Origin of the sequence: Flavobacterium sp. 38-13, assembly GCF_001899155.1 — a bacterium.
GTDB lineage: Bacteria > Bacteroidota > Bacteroidia > Flavobacteriales > Flavobacteriaceae > Flavobacterium > Flavobacterium lindanitolerans.
Map to the genome: position 1 here is coordinate 142265 of NZ_MKVG01000020.1, position 17071 is coordinate 159335.

The 17071-nt window shown below is 39.8% G+C and carries 10 protein-coding genes; 4 read left to right on the forward strand and 6 right to left on the reverse strand.

Translation table 11 applies throughout. The features are described from left to right. Window positions 1–317: 317 nt before the first annotated feature. Genes BGO88_RS15235 through BGO88_RS15245 form a run of 3 tightly spaced genes read left to right on the forward strand, consistent with a single transcriptional unit; the run spans window position 318 to window position 9324 of the window. Window positions 318–746, forward strand: coding sequence for a hypothetical protein (locus BGO88_RS15235; RefSeq protein ID WP_157486092.1), 429 nt, complete (start codon window positions 318–320; stop codon window positions 744–746). 3 nt (window positions 747–749) lie between these two features. Continuing rightward, on the forward strand, window positions 750–8396 hold the full coding sequence (locus BGO88_RS15240; protein WP_286707453.1) for a lectin-like domain-containing protein: 7647 nt from the start codon (window positions 750–752) through the stop codon (window positions 8394–8396). A gap of 28 nt (window positions 8397–8424) precedes the next feature. Further along, the gene (locus BGO88_RS15245; protein WP_229563572.1) at window positions 8425–9324 is read left to right on the forward strand and encodes a PorP/SprF family type IX secretion system membrane protein; all 900 of its coding nucleotides are present in this window, start codon (window positions 8425–8427) and stop codon (window positions 9322–9324) included. A 192-nt stretch (window positions 9325–9516) separates the two neighbouring features. On the opposite strand, the gene BGO88_RS15250 is transcribed toward BGO88_RS15245, so the two are convergent. The 5 genes from BGO88_RS15250 to BGO88_RS15270 form a co-directional block, all read right to left on the reverse strand. Further along, window positions 9517–10410: an ABC transporter permease gene (locus BGO88_RS15250; protein WP_286707454.1), complete on the reverse strand. Its 894-nt coding sequence runs from the start codon at window positions 10408–10410 to the stop codon at window positions 9517–9519. Beyond that, on the reverse strand, window positions 10395–12836 hold the full coding sequence (locus tag BGO88_RS15255; protein WP_101472831.1) for a polysaccharide biosynthesis tyrosine autokinase: 2442 nt from the start codon (window positions 12834–12836) through the stop codon (window positions 10395–10397). Before BGO88_RS15255 ends, BGO88_RS15250 begins: the two co-directional genes overlap by 16 nt. Before the next feature lie 8 nt (window positions 12837–12844). Continuing rightward, entirely contained in the window at window positions 12845–13639 is a 795-nt protein-coding gene (locus BGO88_RS15260; RefSeq protein ID WP_056068749.1) for a polysaccharide biosynthesis/export family protein, read from the reverse strand. 55 nt (window positions 13640–13694) lie between these two features. Beyond that, window positions 13695–14315 carry a recombination mediator RecR gene (gene recR, locus BGO88_RS15265; RefSeq protein WP_286707455.1) on the reverse strand — a complete coding sequence of 207 codons (621 nt, stop codon included), beginning with the start codon at window positions 14313–14315 and terminating at the stop codon, window positions 13695–13697. Between the two features lie 108 nt (window positions 14316–14423). After that, on the reverse strand, window positions 14424–14888 hold the full coding sequence (locus BGO88_RS15270) for a hypothetical protein (protein WP_286707456.1): 465 nt from the start codon (window positions 14886–14888) through the stop codon (window positions 14424–14426). Between the two features lie 99 nt (window positions 14889–14987). Between BGO88_RS15270 and BGO88_RS15275 the strand changes: the two genes are divergently transcribed. Next, window positions 14988–16490: a sodium:solute symporter gene (locus BGO88_RS15275; RefSeq protein ID WP_286707457.1), complete on the forward strand. Its 1503-nt coding sequence runs from the start codon at window positions 14988–14990 to the stop codon at window positions 16488–16490. Window positions 16491–16636: 146 nt separating this feature from the next. Here BGO88_RS15275 and BGO88_RS15280 read toward each other — a convergent pair whose 3' ends face one another. Further along, entirely contained in the window at window positions 16637–17002 is a 366-nt protein-coding gene (locus BGO88_RS15280) for a CoA-binding protein (protein WP_056068758.1), read from the reverse strand. Between the last annotated feature and the right edge of the window lie 69 nt (window positions 17003–17071).

Genomic DNA, 17071 nt, shown 5'->3' on the forward strand with positions numbered 1-17071 from the left:
TTAACAAATACCACGCCCCAAATCTAATTTTATTAATTACGCCCCAACTTATTCGGGTCATACTTCCCTATGCAAAGGGAGATGATTTGACGAGGGCAAAAACTAAAAAAAATAATTCTAACGTATGATCATCTATGCTAAAAAAATCCCCTTTCGACTTCGCGTCATGCTGTGCTTTTTTGTGGGTCTGATTCTGTTTACAGCAATCAGAATATTGCTCGCATAAAATCTTTATGATTTAAATAAACAAATGGTCATTAAGAATGGCTTTTGTTTCAGCCCTAAACTTCAATAATCGTTAACCAATTAATTTAGATATGAGAAAATTATCACTAATTCTCTTCATGGTCATCTTGTGTATTAACTATACGTATGCACAATCCCCCGATGACCAAATTAAGGTGCTACAAAAATGCATCGACCTTAAAGAGCTCCAGGATTATCTGCCTGGAAAATCTACCCAACCCCTATATGTCATGCAACATGGCGTTTCTTTTGACAAAGACATTAAGGTTTCAAAAAATGGAAAACCTTTGGTCTTTTTATCCAAACAGGAAATCAAATCGCAACAGCCGCAGGCATATCTGCTGTTTTGGACATTTGAAATAAATGAAAAAACAGCACGTGTGTCATTTGTTTACAATTATGACCAGAATCAAAGCCCAAAAGCAGTTCGGGCAGACCTGGAACTTAACAAACAAGGCACTGAATGGACTGTTAAAACTGTAGCAATCAATAAAGTTTAATCAATGGGAAATAAAAATTACTTTCAAAAATTATCCCAGGCAATTTTATTGATTGTTCCTGTACTCATGTTACTGATACCTTCTTTTTCAGAAGCTCAGACGAGAGTCATCAATAACAACAAATTGCGTGTTGGTAATGGGTCAGAAAATTCCATTAACAATTCGGGAAATATGCAGCAGCCTTTTTATTACAATTCAATTGCTGCACAATGGAGAAAATTAACCTACAGCAATTATGCTCTTGATAATGCCTATGCTGTTGGAGGAGATGGAACCAATGAATGGAACACATACGGAACAATCGTTCAAAACCCTGCATTGACTAATCAAACTATAGATTATTCGGGTTTCACCTTTACTACCGCTCCAAACGGATATGGCACGGTGGTTTCTAAAGGGAACATCAATGTTGGCGGTTCGCTTCTTGAAGTCGAAAACACCTTTACTCTTTTACAAAATGCCGGTTATATCGAGGTAAAAGTAAAAGTTAAGAACGTCAGCGCTGCTCCTATCAGTAATGTCAGAATTTGGGTAGGAACCCGGGATGATTTTGTCGGTTTGACAGACAGTAACATCAAACAAAAAGGAAATCTTGTAAACGGAGCCTTTGTATTAAACACTGTGGCTTCTCAGCCTTCTGCCGCATTAAAAATATACAATAACGACGAAGCTATTCTTTTTTATTCTAATTCACCTAGAGGAAATACAATAGTAAACGCTTGTTGTGACTGGAACAATGTCATTAGCCAAAACCCGGCAACTTCTGTAGTGAACTCCGGAACTACGGATGGTTCTTATGGTTTTTATGTACGTTTCAACAACCTGGCTGTAAACGCCAGTGATGATTTTACATGGTATTATGCTGCAGGAACAATTGCAGATATTGACGATATTATTGAAGATGTAGCTCAGGCAAGTGGTGCTGTAAACAATATCACTTACACATCGGCTGTTTTTAATTCTACTTCACAAAATGCTGTAAACGGTTATTATGTTGTCGTTCCTCAAGGTTCACCAGCACCAACCGAAGCTCAAATCCAGGCAGGTACCACTTATGGTTCTGTTACGCCTGTGGCACATGGCTCATCTGCTATGCCTGCCAATGTTGAAGTGCCTTTCCCTATTTCGGGACTGACGCCAAATACAACTTATGAATTGTATTTTGTAACGCGCGACGCAGTTCCTGCTTATTCAACCATTTACCACACCTCATTCACGACATTAGCTTATACTGTTCCGAATGTCACTACCACGACAACTGCCAGTGCCATTACGGCAAACTCGGCTTCTTCCGGAGGAACTGTAGGTTCAGATGGAGGTCAGGCCGTTACTGAAAGAGGTATTTGCTGGAGTACGACTGCAAATCCAACTATTGCCAACAGCAGAACTACAGACGGTTCTGGTTTGGGCACATTCACGAGTGCGATGGCAGGATTGAATGCAGGCACTACTTACTATGTCAGGGCTTATGCCACTAACTCTGTAGGAACCGGTTATGGACCACCGGTTACATTTACTACTGTGGCTAATAATAACCCTACCATTTCAACTGTTGCCAATCAGTCTGTTTGTGCCAATGCAGCAACTACTGCACTTGCCTTTACTGTGGCTGATGTGGAAACTCCGGCAGCAAATTTAACCGTTACAAGAAGCTCTTCCAACACTACTTTGGTTCCAAATGCAAACATAGTAGTGGCGGGTACAGGCGCTAACAGAACAGTTACTGTTACTCCGGCAGCCAACCAGCATGGAACAGCTACGATAACACTTACAGTTACAGACCAATTGGGTGCTACGGCTACTGCAACTTTCACGGTAACCGTTAATCAGTTCCCTGTAATATCGTATGCATCGGCTACGTATAATTTATACCAAAGCCAGACTATTACACCAATTGCGGCTATCAACACTGGCGGAGCAAGTACAAACTGGAGCATTACTCCGGCATTACCGGCAGGATTGACATTTAACACTGCCAACGGAACCATTACCGGAACTCCAACCGGTTCACAGTCTACGGCAAGCTACACAGTTACAGCAAACAATAATGGCTGTACGGCAACAACAAGCTTCTCAATTTACATTACTCCTTGTAATACCTTTAACGCATCAGACGTTATTACAAACGGAAACGCGTTATTGACCGGAAATGAAGTACGCCTTACAGAAAGCCTTGGCAACCTTTACGGTACAGTTTGGGGTAAAGCGAGACTTGACCTGAATGAAAACTTCAAAATAAGTACCCAGCTTTATTTTGGTGCATCCGATTCAGGTGCCGATGGATTGGCTTTCGTTCTACAGCCTTTATCTTCCAACCAGGGAGTTTCAGGAGGCGGACTTGGCTATCAAGGAATTAGTCCTTCTCTTGCAGTAGAATTTGACACCTATTATAATCCGGGTGCGGATCCTATTTCGAATGACCATATTGCTATCGTAAAAAATGGATTGGCAGCAAGTATTTCTGCACATTCAGAATTTGCTCCTTATTATAATGCAGGTCAAATTGAAGATGGCAACTGGCACGATGCCGTTTTTGAATGGATTGCTTCTTCAAAAACGCTTAAGGTGACTTATGAAGGTACGGTAATCTTCAATACCGTAATCGATATTCCAAATGCGGTTTTAGGAAACCAATATGCATATTGGGGCTTTACGGCTGCCACAGGTGGTTCAGTAAACGAACACAGAGTACGTTTTAACGGATATTGTTTAACTTCAATCGTAAGCACGCCTCCAACTATTTCAACTGTAGCTAACCAGAGCTATTGCTACAATACTGCAGGTTCTGTGAATGTTACCGTAGCAGATAGCGAATCTCCTGTAGCAAACATTTCGCTTCAGGCAACAGGTTCTACCAACACGGCGTTGCTTCCTTTAGCTAACATCACAGTTACAGGTACGGGAGCAACCAGAACGGTAAACTTCACTCCGGTTTCTGGACAATTCGGAACCTCAACCGTAACTTTAAGAGCTACAGACGGTGACGGTACAACATCAACACGAACATTCACCGTTACTTTTGACGATACAGTGAATCCAACTGCTGTTGCACAAAATCTTACTGTTTATTTAGGAACAAACGGTCAGGCTACTACTACCGCTGCCGCTATCAACAACGGTTCGTCTGATAATTGTGGTATTGCAAGTATTACTGCTTCTCCATTAACTTTCAATGGCACTAATCTTGGCGCAAACACCGTAACTCTTACAGTTACAGACGTGAAAGGGAATGTTGGCACGGCAACTTCAACTGTTACAGTTATTGATAATATTGCTCCAACAGTAATTACTCAAAACACTACTGTATCTATTGCTGCTAACGGACAAGTATCGATAACTCCGGCGCAAGTGAATAATGGTTCTTTCGATAACGTTGGAATCACCTCCTTAACCGTAAGCCCGAATACATTCAATTGTTCGAATTTAGGGCCAAATACTGTAACATTAACGGCTGTAGATGCCAGCGGAAATACTTCTTCTTCAACTGCAGTGGTAACGGTTCAGGATACTACTAACCCGACTATAATTACCAGAAACATCACTGTAAATGTGAATGCGGCCGGAATTTACAATCTGGTTCCTTCAGAAGTTGACAATGGTTCTTATGATAATTGTGGTATTTCCAATCTTGGAATCACCAGGGCTTTGTTTACCTGCGCTGATGTAGGTCAAAGCTTTACGATTACGCTTTTTGGAAATGACCCTTCGGGTAACCTGGGTGCTGCTACGGCTGTAGTTACTGTGGCCGATGTTATGGCACCTAACGTAATTACGCAAAACATTACCGTACAGCTAAACGCAAGCGGACAGGCAACAATAACACCTGCTCAAATCAATAACGGTTCGACAGACAATTGCGGTATTGCTTCTTATGCTTTAAGCAAGACTACTTTTAACTGTTCTGAAACCGGAGCCAATACGGTAACGCTTTCTGTAACCGATATTCACGGAAACGTAGGAACTGCAACGGCCGTTGTAACCGTTCAGGATACTACAAACCCAACTATCCTTACTCAAAACATTACTGTACAACTGGATGCTAACGGACAGGCTACAATTGTTCCGGCCCAAATCAACAATGGTTCTTTTGATAATTGTGCTATCACAGCATTGGCGCTGGATATTACTTCTTTTGACTGTACAAACATTGGTGCCAATACGGTAACTTTAACCGGAACTGATGCCAGCGGAAACTCGGCTTCAAATACGGCTATTGTAACTGTGCAGGATTTGATTGCTCCGATTGTTCTTACACAGAATATCACAGTTCAGTTGGATGCTAACGGACAGGCGACTATCACTCCCGCTCAAATCAACAATGCATCGACAGACAACTGTGCAATTGCTACTTATGCACTTGACGTAACATCTTTCGATTGTACAAATGTGGGTACAAACACGGTAACGCTTACTGTAACCGATGTTAACGGAAATTCCGCTTCAAATACGGCTGTTGTAACCGTAGAAGATGTAATTGCCCCAACAGTACTTACACAGAATATCACTGTACAATTGGACGCTAACGGACAGGCGACAATCACTCCTGCCCAAATCAACAATGCGTCGACAGACAACTGTACAATTGCTAATTACACGCTTGATATTACAGCTTTCGACTGTACAAATGTGGGTGCAAACACGGTAACGCTTACTGTAACGGATGTGAACGGAAATTCCGCTTCGAATACGGCAGTAGTAACAGTCGAAGACAATATTGCTCCTATTGTACTTACACAGAACATCACTGTACAATTGGATGCTAACGGACAGGCGACAATTACTCCTGCCCAAATCAACAATGCTTCAACAGACAACTGTGCAATTGCTACGTATGTTCTTGACATTACAGCTTTCGACTGTACAAACGTGGGTACCAATACGGTAACGCTTACTGTAACCGATGTAAACGGAAACGTTGCTACTAACACAGCAGTAGTAACTGTTGAAGACGTACTTGCTCCTATTGTTCTTACACAAAACATCACGGTTGAATTAGACGCTAACGGGCAGGCTACAATTACGCCGGTTCAGATTAACAATGCATCTACAGACAATTGTGCCATTGCTACTTATACTTTAGACATTACCAGCTTTAACTGTGCTAATGTAGGTCCGAATACCGTAGTACTGACTGTAACCGATATCCATGGAAATTCGGCTTCAAATACAGCAGTAGTAACAGTGGAAGACAACATCAACCCAACTGTTCTTACACAGAACATCACAGTTCAGTTAGATGCAAACGGACAGGCGACAATTACACCGGCTCAAATCAACAATGGTTCATTTGACAACTGTACGATTGCTACTTATGTTCTTGACACTACAACTTTCGACTGTACAAATGTTGGAACAAATACAGTCACATTAACTGTAACTGATGTGAACGGAAATTCAGCTTCTAACACAGCTGTGGTAACTGTTGAAGACAACATCCTTCCAACGATGATTGCTCAAAACGTAACCGTTCACCTAAACATCAATGGTGAATATACGTTGACAACGGCTGATGTGGATAATGGTTCATTTGACAACTGTGCTATCGAAACAATGGGTATTTCCCGCACTTTCTTTAACTGTTCAGACATAGGAACGACCAATACGATTACGTTATTTGGTGTTGATGTTAACGGAAATTATGCTTCTACCACCGCGATAATAACTGTTGCCGATATGATGGCTCCAACTGTAAGAACACAAAACATTACAGTGGAATTGGATGCTAACGGACAGGCTACAATCACACCTGCACAAATCAACAATGGTTCAACAGACAATTGTGGAATTGCAACGTATGCACTGGACATTACAAGCTTCAATTGTACAAATGTTGGTGCCAACACGGTAACTCTGACTGTAACTGACAATTATGGAAATGCGGCTTCAAATACCGCTACTGTAACCGTAATTGATACGGTTAATCCAATTGTAAACACGCAGAACATCACAGTTCAGCTGGATGCTAACGGACAGGCTACTATTACGCCTGCTCAAATCAATAATGCATCAACAGACAATTGCGGCATTGCAACGTATACTCTTGATATCACAGATTTCAATTGTACAAATACAGGTGCTAATACAGTAACATTGACAGTAACTGATGTAAATGGAAACTCGGCTTCTAATACAGCTATTGTAACTGTAGAAGATGTTATAGCCCCGACTGTTCTAACGCAGAATATTTCAGTACAGTTAGAGGCTAACGGACAGGTTACAATTACCCCTGCTCAAATCAACAATGGTTCGACAGACAATTGTACTATTGCAACTTATACGTTAGACATTACAGAATTTAACTGTACTAACATAGGTGCCAATACGGTAACGCTTACAGCTACTGATGCCAGCGGAAATGCTTCTTCAGCAACAGCTGTAGTAACTGTAGAAGATACCATTGCTCCAACAGTAATCACACAGAATATTACGGTTCAGCTGGATGCTAACGGACAGGCTTTAATCACAACAGCTCAGATTGACAATGGTTCAGCAGACAGCTGTGGAATTGCAACCTATGCTCTTGACATTACAGATTTCACTTGTGCAAACGTAGGCGCCAACACAGTAACCTTAACTGTGACTGATGTTAACGGAAACACGGCTTCCAATACCGCTGTCGTAACAGTTGTTGATTCAGTTGCTCCAACAGTAATTACACAGAACATTACGGTTCAATTGGATATCAACGGACAGGCTACTATCACACCTGCTCAGATAAATAACGGTTCGACAGACAATTGCGGTATCTCGGGCTACACACTTGACAAGACTAACTTCTCTTGCTCAAATGTGGGTAACAACACGGTAATCTTAAGTGTAACCGATGTTAACGGAAATGTTGCTACACAAACAGCAACAGTAACGGTTCAGGATGCAATGGCTCCATTCGCAATCACACAAGATGTGACTATTTCTCTTGATGCTGACGGAATGGCCTATATCACGGTTGCAGACATTAACAACGGTTCTTCAGACAATTGTGGCATTGCTTCAATTACGTTAAGCCAGACAGCATTCAATTGTGGTGAAACAGGAACTAATTTCGTGACAATGACAGTTACGGATATTCATGGAAATGTTTCATCGGCAGAGGCTGCAGTAACGGTTATCAATACTTTCGGTGATAATGACGGCGACGGTATTCCTGACAATTGTGATTCTGATGATGATAATGATGGTATAGAAGACTCTGTTGACAACTGTCCGTTTACTTACAACCCAGACCAGACCGATACTGACAATGACGGTATAGGCGATGCTTGTGACGACGATTATGATAACGACGGTGTTCCGAACGATATCGATAACTGTCCTTACACCTACAACCCGGGTCAGGAAGATATTGACAAAGACGGAATCGGAGACGTTTGCGACTTGACAGAAATCAACATTTCTCAAGCATTTACACCAAACAATGACGGAATCAACGATACATGGCAGATTATCAACATCACCAACTATCCAAATTCTGTAGTAAAAGTGTTTAACCGATGGGGTTCTGAAGTATTCAGCGCCAAAGGATACAAAAATGATTGGAATGGTCATTATAAAGGTTCCAGCAACCCGCTGCCTGAATCCTCATACTATTACCAAATTGATTTAGGAAACGGAACTCCTGTTTATGAAGGATGGATTTACTTAACCCGATAATCAGGAACAAATAAAAATGACAATCATTATGAAAACACTCAATAAATTAAGCACTGTACTGTTATTTTTCTTTGCCGCTTATGCATACGGGCAACAGGAAACCAGCTTTACATTTTACAGAAACAATATGAACATCATCAACCCTGCTTATGCAGGGGCTGATGGTGAAACCATAGTCTCAAGCAGCTTTAAGACACAATGGGCAGGAGTAAAAGATGCTCCGGAAACCCAGGCTGTGTCTTTTGGAACGCCAACAGGAAAAAAATTAGGAATCGGACTTTCGATTATTAACGATAAGACATTCGTTGAAAAACAGACTTCTGTTTTTGCTGATTTCTCATATCTGGTTCCTTTGAATGAAACCCTTGACCTGTACCTGGGAGTAAAAGCGGGCGGAAATTTTTATGATGTAAACGTGAACGGATTACAGACCTATAATGTAGAATCTGACCCGTCTTTGGTAAACATCAACCGATTCAATCCTAATTTCGGTATTGGAGCTTATTTAAAGCACAAGAAATTTTATGTCTCGCTTTCTACTCCAAAAATGTTGAGCACACAGCGTGCTAAAAATGAAGACGGAGTAGCAACAGTTGCTTCCGACAGACCTCATATTTACCTAAGTGGTGGTTATGACATCATCCTGAATGAGAACTTTATGTTACAGCCTTCTACCCTGCTTCGTTATGTAAACGGCGCTCCGGTTTCAATGGACCTTACTGGTGTTGTTACTTACAAACAGCAGTTTGGGCTTGGAGTTGCTTACAGAACAGACAAAGCCATCAACGGATTGGCAACCATAAAGGTTAACAATTGGTTTGATTTTGGGTATGCTTATGAGCATTCCTTACGAGATGAAATTGCAAGCGCGACAAGCGGAACGCATGAATTTTATTTGAGATTCAACCTGTCGCCAAAAGCGAATTAAGGGTTGGGTTAGTTACAACTAAAAAGCGGGGACATAGTCCCCCGCTTTTTTATTTATCTTTTAAATTACCCGAAGCTTTATGCTTATCAAAAAACTCCATCAGCTATGCTTTGCGGCTCTGCGCCTTTGTGTGAAATAATGGCTCGCAAAGACACAGAGCCGCAAAGGTTTTAAGAGCATCTTTTCGTGTCTTTAAACAGTATCAATAAAATTCTTTTCCGTTCTATTAAAAACGATAAGGCCTAATAAAAAGATAACGATTGAAAATACCACCGAATAAATAAGTCCAAATGTTGTAAACTCCCCTTTGCCCAGATAAGAATATTTGAAAAACTCAAAAATACTGGTCAGCGGATTCAGATACACCAGGTTTTCATAACCATAAGGCTTTAATTTTTTTACTACTAACGAAGTAGGATAAACTACAGGAGTAAGATACATATAAAGCTGTACACCAAAACCAATCAAGAAAGTCAGGTCCCTGTATTTTGTTGTCATGGAAGAAATAATCATCCCAAATCCAAGCGAAATCAAGGCCATCAAAATCAAGAGAATGGGTGTAAATACGATTTCCCAATTAGGCATTACGGCTTTGCCCTTTATTATGAAATAAGCCATCATACAGATAAAAAACAGAAACTGTATACCAAACTTTAAAAGATTGGATATGGTTATAGATATGGGCATAATAACCCTTGGAAAATAAACCTTTCCGAAAATATTCTGATTGGTTTTGAAAGTATCTGAAGTCGATTTAAAACAATCCGAAAAATAAAACCAAAGCGTATTCCCAGCCAAAGCAAACAGGAAATAATTGATTCCGTCTGATTCAATCTGGGCTATTTTATTAAAAATCACAAACTGGATAACAGAAGTCAGTAATGGCTGGATTAAAAACCATAACGGTCCCAGAACAGTCTGTTTGTAATAGGTCACGATATCGCGTTTTACAAATAGCATCAGCAAATCACGATACCTCCAGATTTCTTCAAAATTAAAAGAAATCAGTTTCCTTTTAGGAGTTATTTCATAAAGCCATTGCTGGTTATTGAAGTCGTTTTCCTGTCTTGCTATTTTTTCAGCCATTTGTTTAAAAGTCTTTTAAAACGATTTTCCGGTTCGCCTTCATCGTGATAACCATTACTGTAATCGCCATAACCATATCCATAACCGTAACCATATCTGGCTTTGCTTTCATAACCATTAAAAACAATGCTTATATTGGTCAGCTCTCCTCGTTTGTGCTTGTCATTAACCAAAGCCAGCATTCCTTTTTTGGTAACATTCTGGCGAACGACATACAACGTAGCATCGCAAAACTGGGCCAATTCCAAAGCATCAGAAACCAGTCCAACCGGTGGCGTGTCTAAAATAATATAATCGTATTTTCTTTTCAAATCATCCAAAAGGTCTTTCATGCTTTCCCCGAGAATAAGCTCAGCCGGATTGGGTGGAATAGGTCCTGAAGTAATGACATCTAAATACGATATCCTTGTTTTCTGGATGATTTCATCTGCTGTTTTCTGTCCAATCAAATAATTGACCACTCCAAAACTATTGTCAAGGTCAAAATCGCCAAATATTTTAGGTTTTCTTAAATCCAGACCTACAATGACGGTTTTCTTTTCACTTAACGCAAAAACAGTGGCAATGTTTATGGAACAGAACGTTTTTCCTTCCCCACTGATGGAAGAAGTCAGCATCAATGTTTTTGCTCCTGAAACATTTTGTTTTTTATACAGGAATTGTAACGATGACCTGACGGCACGGAAAGATTCCGCCAATGCCGATTTTGGTTTTTCAAAAACAGCCAGATTGCTCGCCATTTTCTTTTTGCCAATAACACCCAACAATGGTATTTTGGTTAGTTTGGCGATGTCTTCAACAGTATGGATACTATTATCCATAAACGTAATGATAAACACAACAACCAAAGGAATCATCAATCCCAGAAACAGGGCTAGCACATAATTTACACTGGTTTTCGGGCCAATTAATCCTCCGCCGGTGTCTTTTGCCGAATCAATAAAATGAATATCAGACAGGTTGGCTGCCTTGACAATGTTTGCCTCATTTCTTTTGGCCAGGAAAGTATTGAATATGCTTTCTGCCAAATCATATTTTCTTGTAATTTTCAATAAATCCTGCTGGTCATCCGGCAATCTTTTTATGGTGCTTTCTGCCTGACCCATTTTAGCGTTGACCAATGCCAGATCATTCTGGATTACCGTTTTTGCCGCTGCAATGTTTTCCAAAAGAACTTTTTTGACAGATTCCATTTCATTATCAAAGTCCCTGAAAAACCTGTCATTCTTTACGGCATATGCTTTTTCAGAACGCTGTATGGAAAGCGCTATTAATCGGGAAACATTACCCACAATGTTGGGGTCATCAATTCCTGCAACGGCGGGAGCCGGCAATTTTGAATAGTCAACACTGTTGTTCAGATACGAACGCAATGTATTATAGTAGGCTATTTTACGGTTAATGGCATCTTTTTCTATATCGAGCCCTGCCAGTTTCTCGGAAATTTTTTCGCCTCCGTCTTCCAGTTCAAGAACGTTTTTGCCCCTGCGGAAATCCTTCAATTGTCCTTCGGTTCCTTTGAGCTGGTCTTCCATTTTGATTAACGTACTATCAATAAAGGCAATTGTATTAATCGCAAACTGGTTTTTGCTGTCCAACTGGTTTTTCCGCAATACCTCAACGGTTGTGTTCAGATAATCGACCATTCTGGCCTTATTCGTTCCCTGCATGGCAAGTTTTAGTATAGAACTGCCTTTGGTATCGCTATCTACACTAATGCCCTGATACTGGCTGACCACACTATTGAAATTGTCAAATCTCACAAAATATTCTTTACCGGCATACGAACTCGCATCGGGTTTTAATTCCAGTTTCCAATTCAGATAAGGCAATTTGACCTGCTCTCCTACTTTAAACCTTTTGCTGTAGTCTCCTATCGCAACGGCAATCTGGCTTTGACTGTCGTTATAATAGTTGATAATATTGACGCTTTCATTTTCAAAAGCAATCGAAAGTTCATATTCTGAAGCATTCAGGAATTTTATCTTAATCGGAATTCCGGACAACTGTCCTTTAGATTTGTCAATTACCACCTTAAACGGGGCTTCTCCATAGGCATCAATCAGGTTGTATTTTCCCTGTTTAAAATATTTGATGTAATATTCAAGTTTGGCTACGACAATTTCATTATGAGAACGTGATTTTAGCGTCGTTATAATAGTCTGCACCTTATCTGAAGTACCTCCCCAGTTAAAAACCAAACTCGTATTTGAGGTAAAAAAAGGATTGCTCTCTTCGCGGATGGCGATAAGGCTCTCCATTCCGTAAATTTTTTCTTTACGGATATTCACCTGATAGGCTATAACAAAACACACAATAAGGCTCGCCAAAAACCATTTCCAGTAACTCAATATTTTTATCAAGAAACCTTTGAAATCGAAATTGTTTTGATTTTCAAAAAATGAAAAGTCCTTTGGGTCAAGCATGGTATTGATTATCTATTAATGAGCACTATTGCTGTGGTAACCAGAGAAATCAGGGTAATAACGGTTGCCAGCGATTGGATTCCCGTTGTTCCGGTTCCCCAGGATTTTTGTTTTAAAGGCTTAACATAAATATAATCATTGGGCTGTATATAGTAATAAGGGGACTTCATGACATTGGCATCTGTCAGGTCCAGTGTGTGCATTTCTGTTCCGTGCGGATATTGGCGGATTATGGTTACTTCTTTCCTGTTTCCCACCATTGTTATATCTCCCGAATTTGCAATGGCTTCCATTACGTTGACTTTTTCCTGAAACAATACCTTTGTTCCCGGCGATGCGATTTCTCCGTTTACGGTATAACGAAGACCGGTCAGTTTTACATTTACAAAGATGTTTGCCTCTTTGTGGAAATATTCATCCAATAGTTGTTTTTCAATCTTAATCCGGATTTCTTCCAATGTAAGCCCAACAACTTTCACCTCGCCAAGAACCGGAATCCTGATGTTTCCGTGGTCGTCAACAGAATATCCGTTAAAATATAAATTTTGTTCGTTCAGGTTATTTACATTTCCGTCTGTGGCATTGAACATTTCTACCAAAGCGGCATCCAATGCTTTAATTTTAATACTCAGGATATCGTTTGTTTGTACTCTATAGGGTTTTGCAACAACTGGATTGACTGAAGAAGCCGTTTCAGAATTGTTCTTGTTCTGAAGGTATATCAAATCCTGGCTGGGCACACATGAGGTAAATATAATAGCTATTACTATTGCTATTGAAAGAAACGGGAGTGATTTCTTCATTATCAATTTTTTAGTAAACAAATATAGAGTTCTTCAATTAGAAAATGACAACAATCTACGTATTTTTAAATGAATTTTCAAAGGGAACCCGGTGTAGGATACTCCTCCCGAGCGTGACTTCATCAGCATATTCGAGTTCATCGCCTACAGAAATTCCCCGTGCAATTGTAGAAGTTATTACATCATAATCTTTAATCTGCTTGTAGATATAAAAATTAGTGGTATCGCCTTCCATAGTGGAACTTAGGGCAAAAATCAGTTCCCGGATGTTTCCCGATTTGACTTTTTCGACCAAGGTAGGAATGTTCAGCTGGCTTGGGCCAATGCCATCAATAGGAGATATTTTTCCTCCCAATACGTGATAAATCCCTCTGAATTGGCCGGTATTTTCAATAGCCATTACATCGCGGATATCTTCAACAACGCAAATCACCTGATGGTCGCGATTGGAATTGGAACAGATTTCACAAACCGCAACATCAGAAATATTGTGGCAGCTCTGGCAAAACTTGATTTCTTCCCGCATCGTCAAAAGTGCCTGCGACAGCAAACCCGTCTGTTCTTTTGGCTGCTTTAGCAAATGCAATACCAAACGCAATGCAGTTCGCTTGCCAATTCCCGGCAATTGAGACATCTCATAAACTGCCTTTTCTAAAAGTTTCGAAGAAAATTCCATAGAGTGCAAATATACTAAACGGAGTCCTGATTTTTAGCAGAGACAAAACTGTTTTAAACAAAAAAGCTTCCTGAAGAACCGGAAGCTTTTGTTTGTTTTATATAAGGGTTATTTTACGGCCTTTGCAGACAATGCCGCTTTTTTTATCTCATCCTTAAATGTTTCTTTGGCTTTCAAATCATAGCCGCCCGAAACCATAATCGTATTCTGCTTATCGACTTTTACGACATAAATTTCCATAACAAGGTCTTGCCCTTCGTCATTCTTAATTAAGGCAGTCTGATAAAGAATATCTTTCCCTTTTTCTTTCAGTTCTCCTTTTTTTACATCGGTTAAATCTTTGTCCTCCGAGATAGCCTGCATTTCTGCTTTTGCATCTTCATAAGTTTGTGCCATCATGTTTGCCATAATAAAGGCGACAGGCTCTGCTGACATGTACATATTTCCTTCTGCCATTGGGAAAAGCGATTTATTGAAATTCATGTCAATCTTGACCTCAGAAACGGCATCTTCTTGTGCAAATCCTGCATATGAAACTAAAAACAGGGCAATTGCAGTAACGATTTTTCTCATCTAATTTTCTTTTTGATTTATTTCAAATTTAGGATAAAACTGGGATTAATTGCTATTTTTGGGTAAATTTTATTTGCTTTGCAATAAACTCAAACTTAGATGAAACCACTTACCATTCTCCTGATAATCATTATTTATTTTGGCATATTGATATTGATTTCCAATATCGTCAGTAAAAAGGATTCGGGAAACGATGCCTTTTTTAAGGCGAACAAGAATTCGAAATGGTATTTGGTGGCTTTCGGGATGATTGGAACGGCACTATCCGGCGTGACTTTTATTTCTGTTCCGGGACAAGTGGGTTCTCCCGATATACAGTTCAAATACTTTCAGTTTGTTTTAGGAAATGCTATTGGTTTTATACTCATTGCCAAAGTACTGCTTCCGCTGTATTACCGAATGAATCTGACTTCAATTTACAGTTATATCGAACAGCGCTTAGGTCATGTTGCCTATAAGACGGCAGCTACTATATTTTTAATAAGCCGTACAATTGGCTCTGCAGCAAGGCTCTATCTTGTGGTTATCGTATTGCAACGCTACGTTTTTAACGCCTTTGGCGTCCCTTTTTGGGTAACGGTACTGATTTCTTTAGGATTGATTTTTGCTTATACGTATCGCGGTGGACTCAAGACGATTATCATTACTGATACGCTACAGACCTTATTCCTGGTTTCTTCCGTTATTTTTACTATCTATTTTATTTGCAGCAGCCTGGATTATAACATACCAGAGGCTTTTGAAGCCGTAAAAGAGAGCAGTTATTCAAAGATATTTTTCTTTGAAGACTGGCTGAAAAGCAATTATTTCTGGAAACAGATTTTGGGAGGTATATTTGTGACACTGGCTATGGTTGGACTTGACCAGGACCTGATGCAGAAAAACCTGAGCTGCAAAAACATAGGCGAGGCCCAAAAGAACATGTTTACTTTTACAGGGATTTTTGTAGTTATCAATATCTTTTTCCTGAGTGTGGGTGCTTTGCTGTATATGTATGCAGAGAAAAACGGAATCAGTGTTCCTTTGGATGCTGTAACCGGAAAGCCCAGAACCGACCTTCTTTTCCCTGAAATTGCCTTCAATTACCTGACATTGGTTCCCGCAATCGTATTCTTATTGGGTTTGACAGCAGCAACATTTGCAACCACCGATTCTGCACTGACAGCACTAACCACTTCATTTTGTGTTGACTTTTTAGGCATGGATAAAGCCGAAAATGCTATGAATCCGAATATGGTTCGTACCCGCCATCTTGTGCACATCGGGTTTTCATTACTGATGTTTCTGGTCATTCTTGTCATTTATCTTTTAAACAGTGATGCTGTCGTCGGATTAATTTTCAAAGTTGCCGCCTATACTTATGGGCCATTGTTAGGCTTGTATTCTTTCGGGTTGTTTATGAAAACCAAAACTGTCAATGACCGTTATGTCCCGATTATATGCATACTGGCACCAGGCATTACTTTCTTAATCAGTTCTTATTCTACAGAATTGTTTGGAAATTATCAATTCGCCGAAGAATTGATTATCCTGAATGGTGGATTGACCTTTTTGGGATTATTGCTGATTAGTAAAAAAGCAACTACGCAAACGCGATTTTAATCGAACTATTGATTCTTTGCGGTTCTGCACCTTTGCAAGCAATTATTTTCACGCAAGACGCGAAGACGCAAAAGTTGGTACGGAAAGAATTCATCAAAATATAATTCTTAAAAAAAGAAAGGCCTGGAAATTCCAGGCCTTTCTTTTTAAAACTGATTTGTTGAAAGCAGCACTAAGGTACAGGCCACTTCCACCTGAATATTGTTTAATTTGAGTAATTGGTAGAACTCAGGATTTTCCGTTCCCGGATTAAAAATCACCCTTTTTGGAGATAAGGAAACGACATAATTATAATAATCCCTCTGTCTTTGCGGATTCAGATATAGCGTTACCGTATCGACATTGGTAAAAGGAATTTGCTTGGTTTGGATTTTCACTCCTAATACTTCTTCTTCCTTAAGCCCTATCGCTACTACGGAATGCCCTTTTGCCGTCAGATTTCGGATGGCCATATACGAATAGCGCGCCGGATTAGAAGAAGCGCCCAATACTAATGTTTTTTTATTTTTCATGAATATGTCTATAGACTATAAATTTACTTGAATTTTTGGGCAAAGAAACGATTTTTATCAAAACAATAA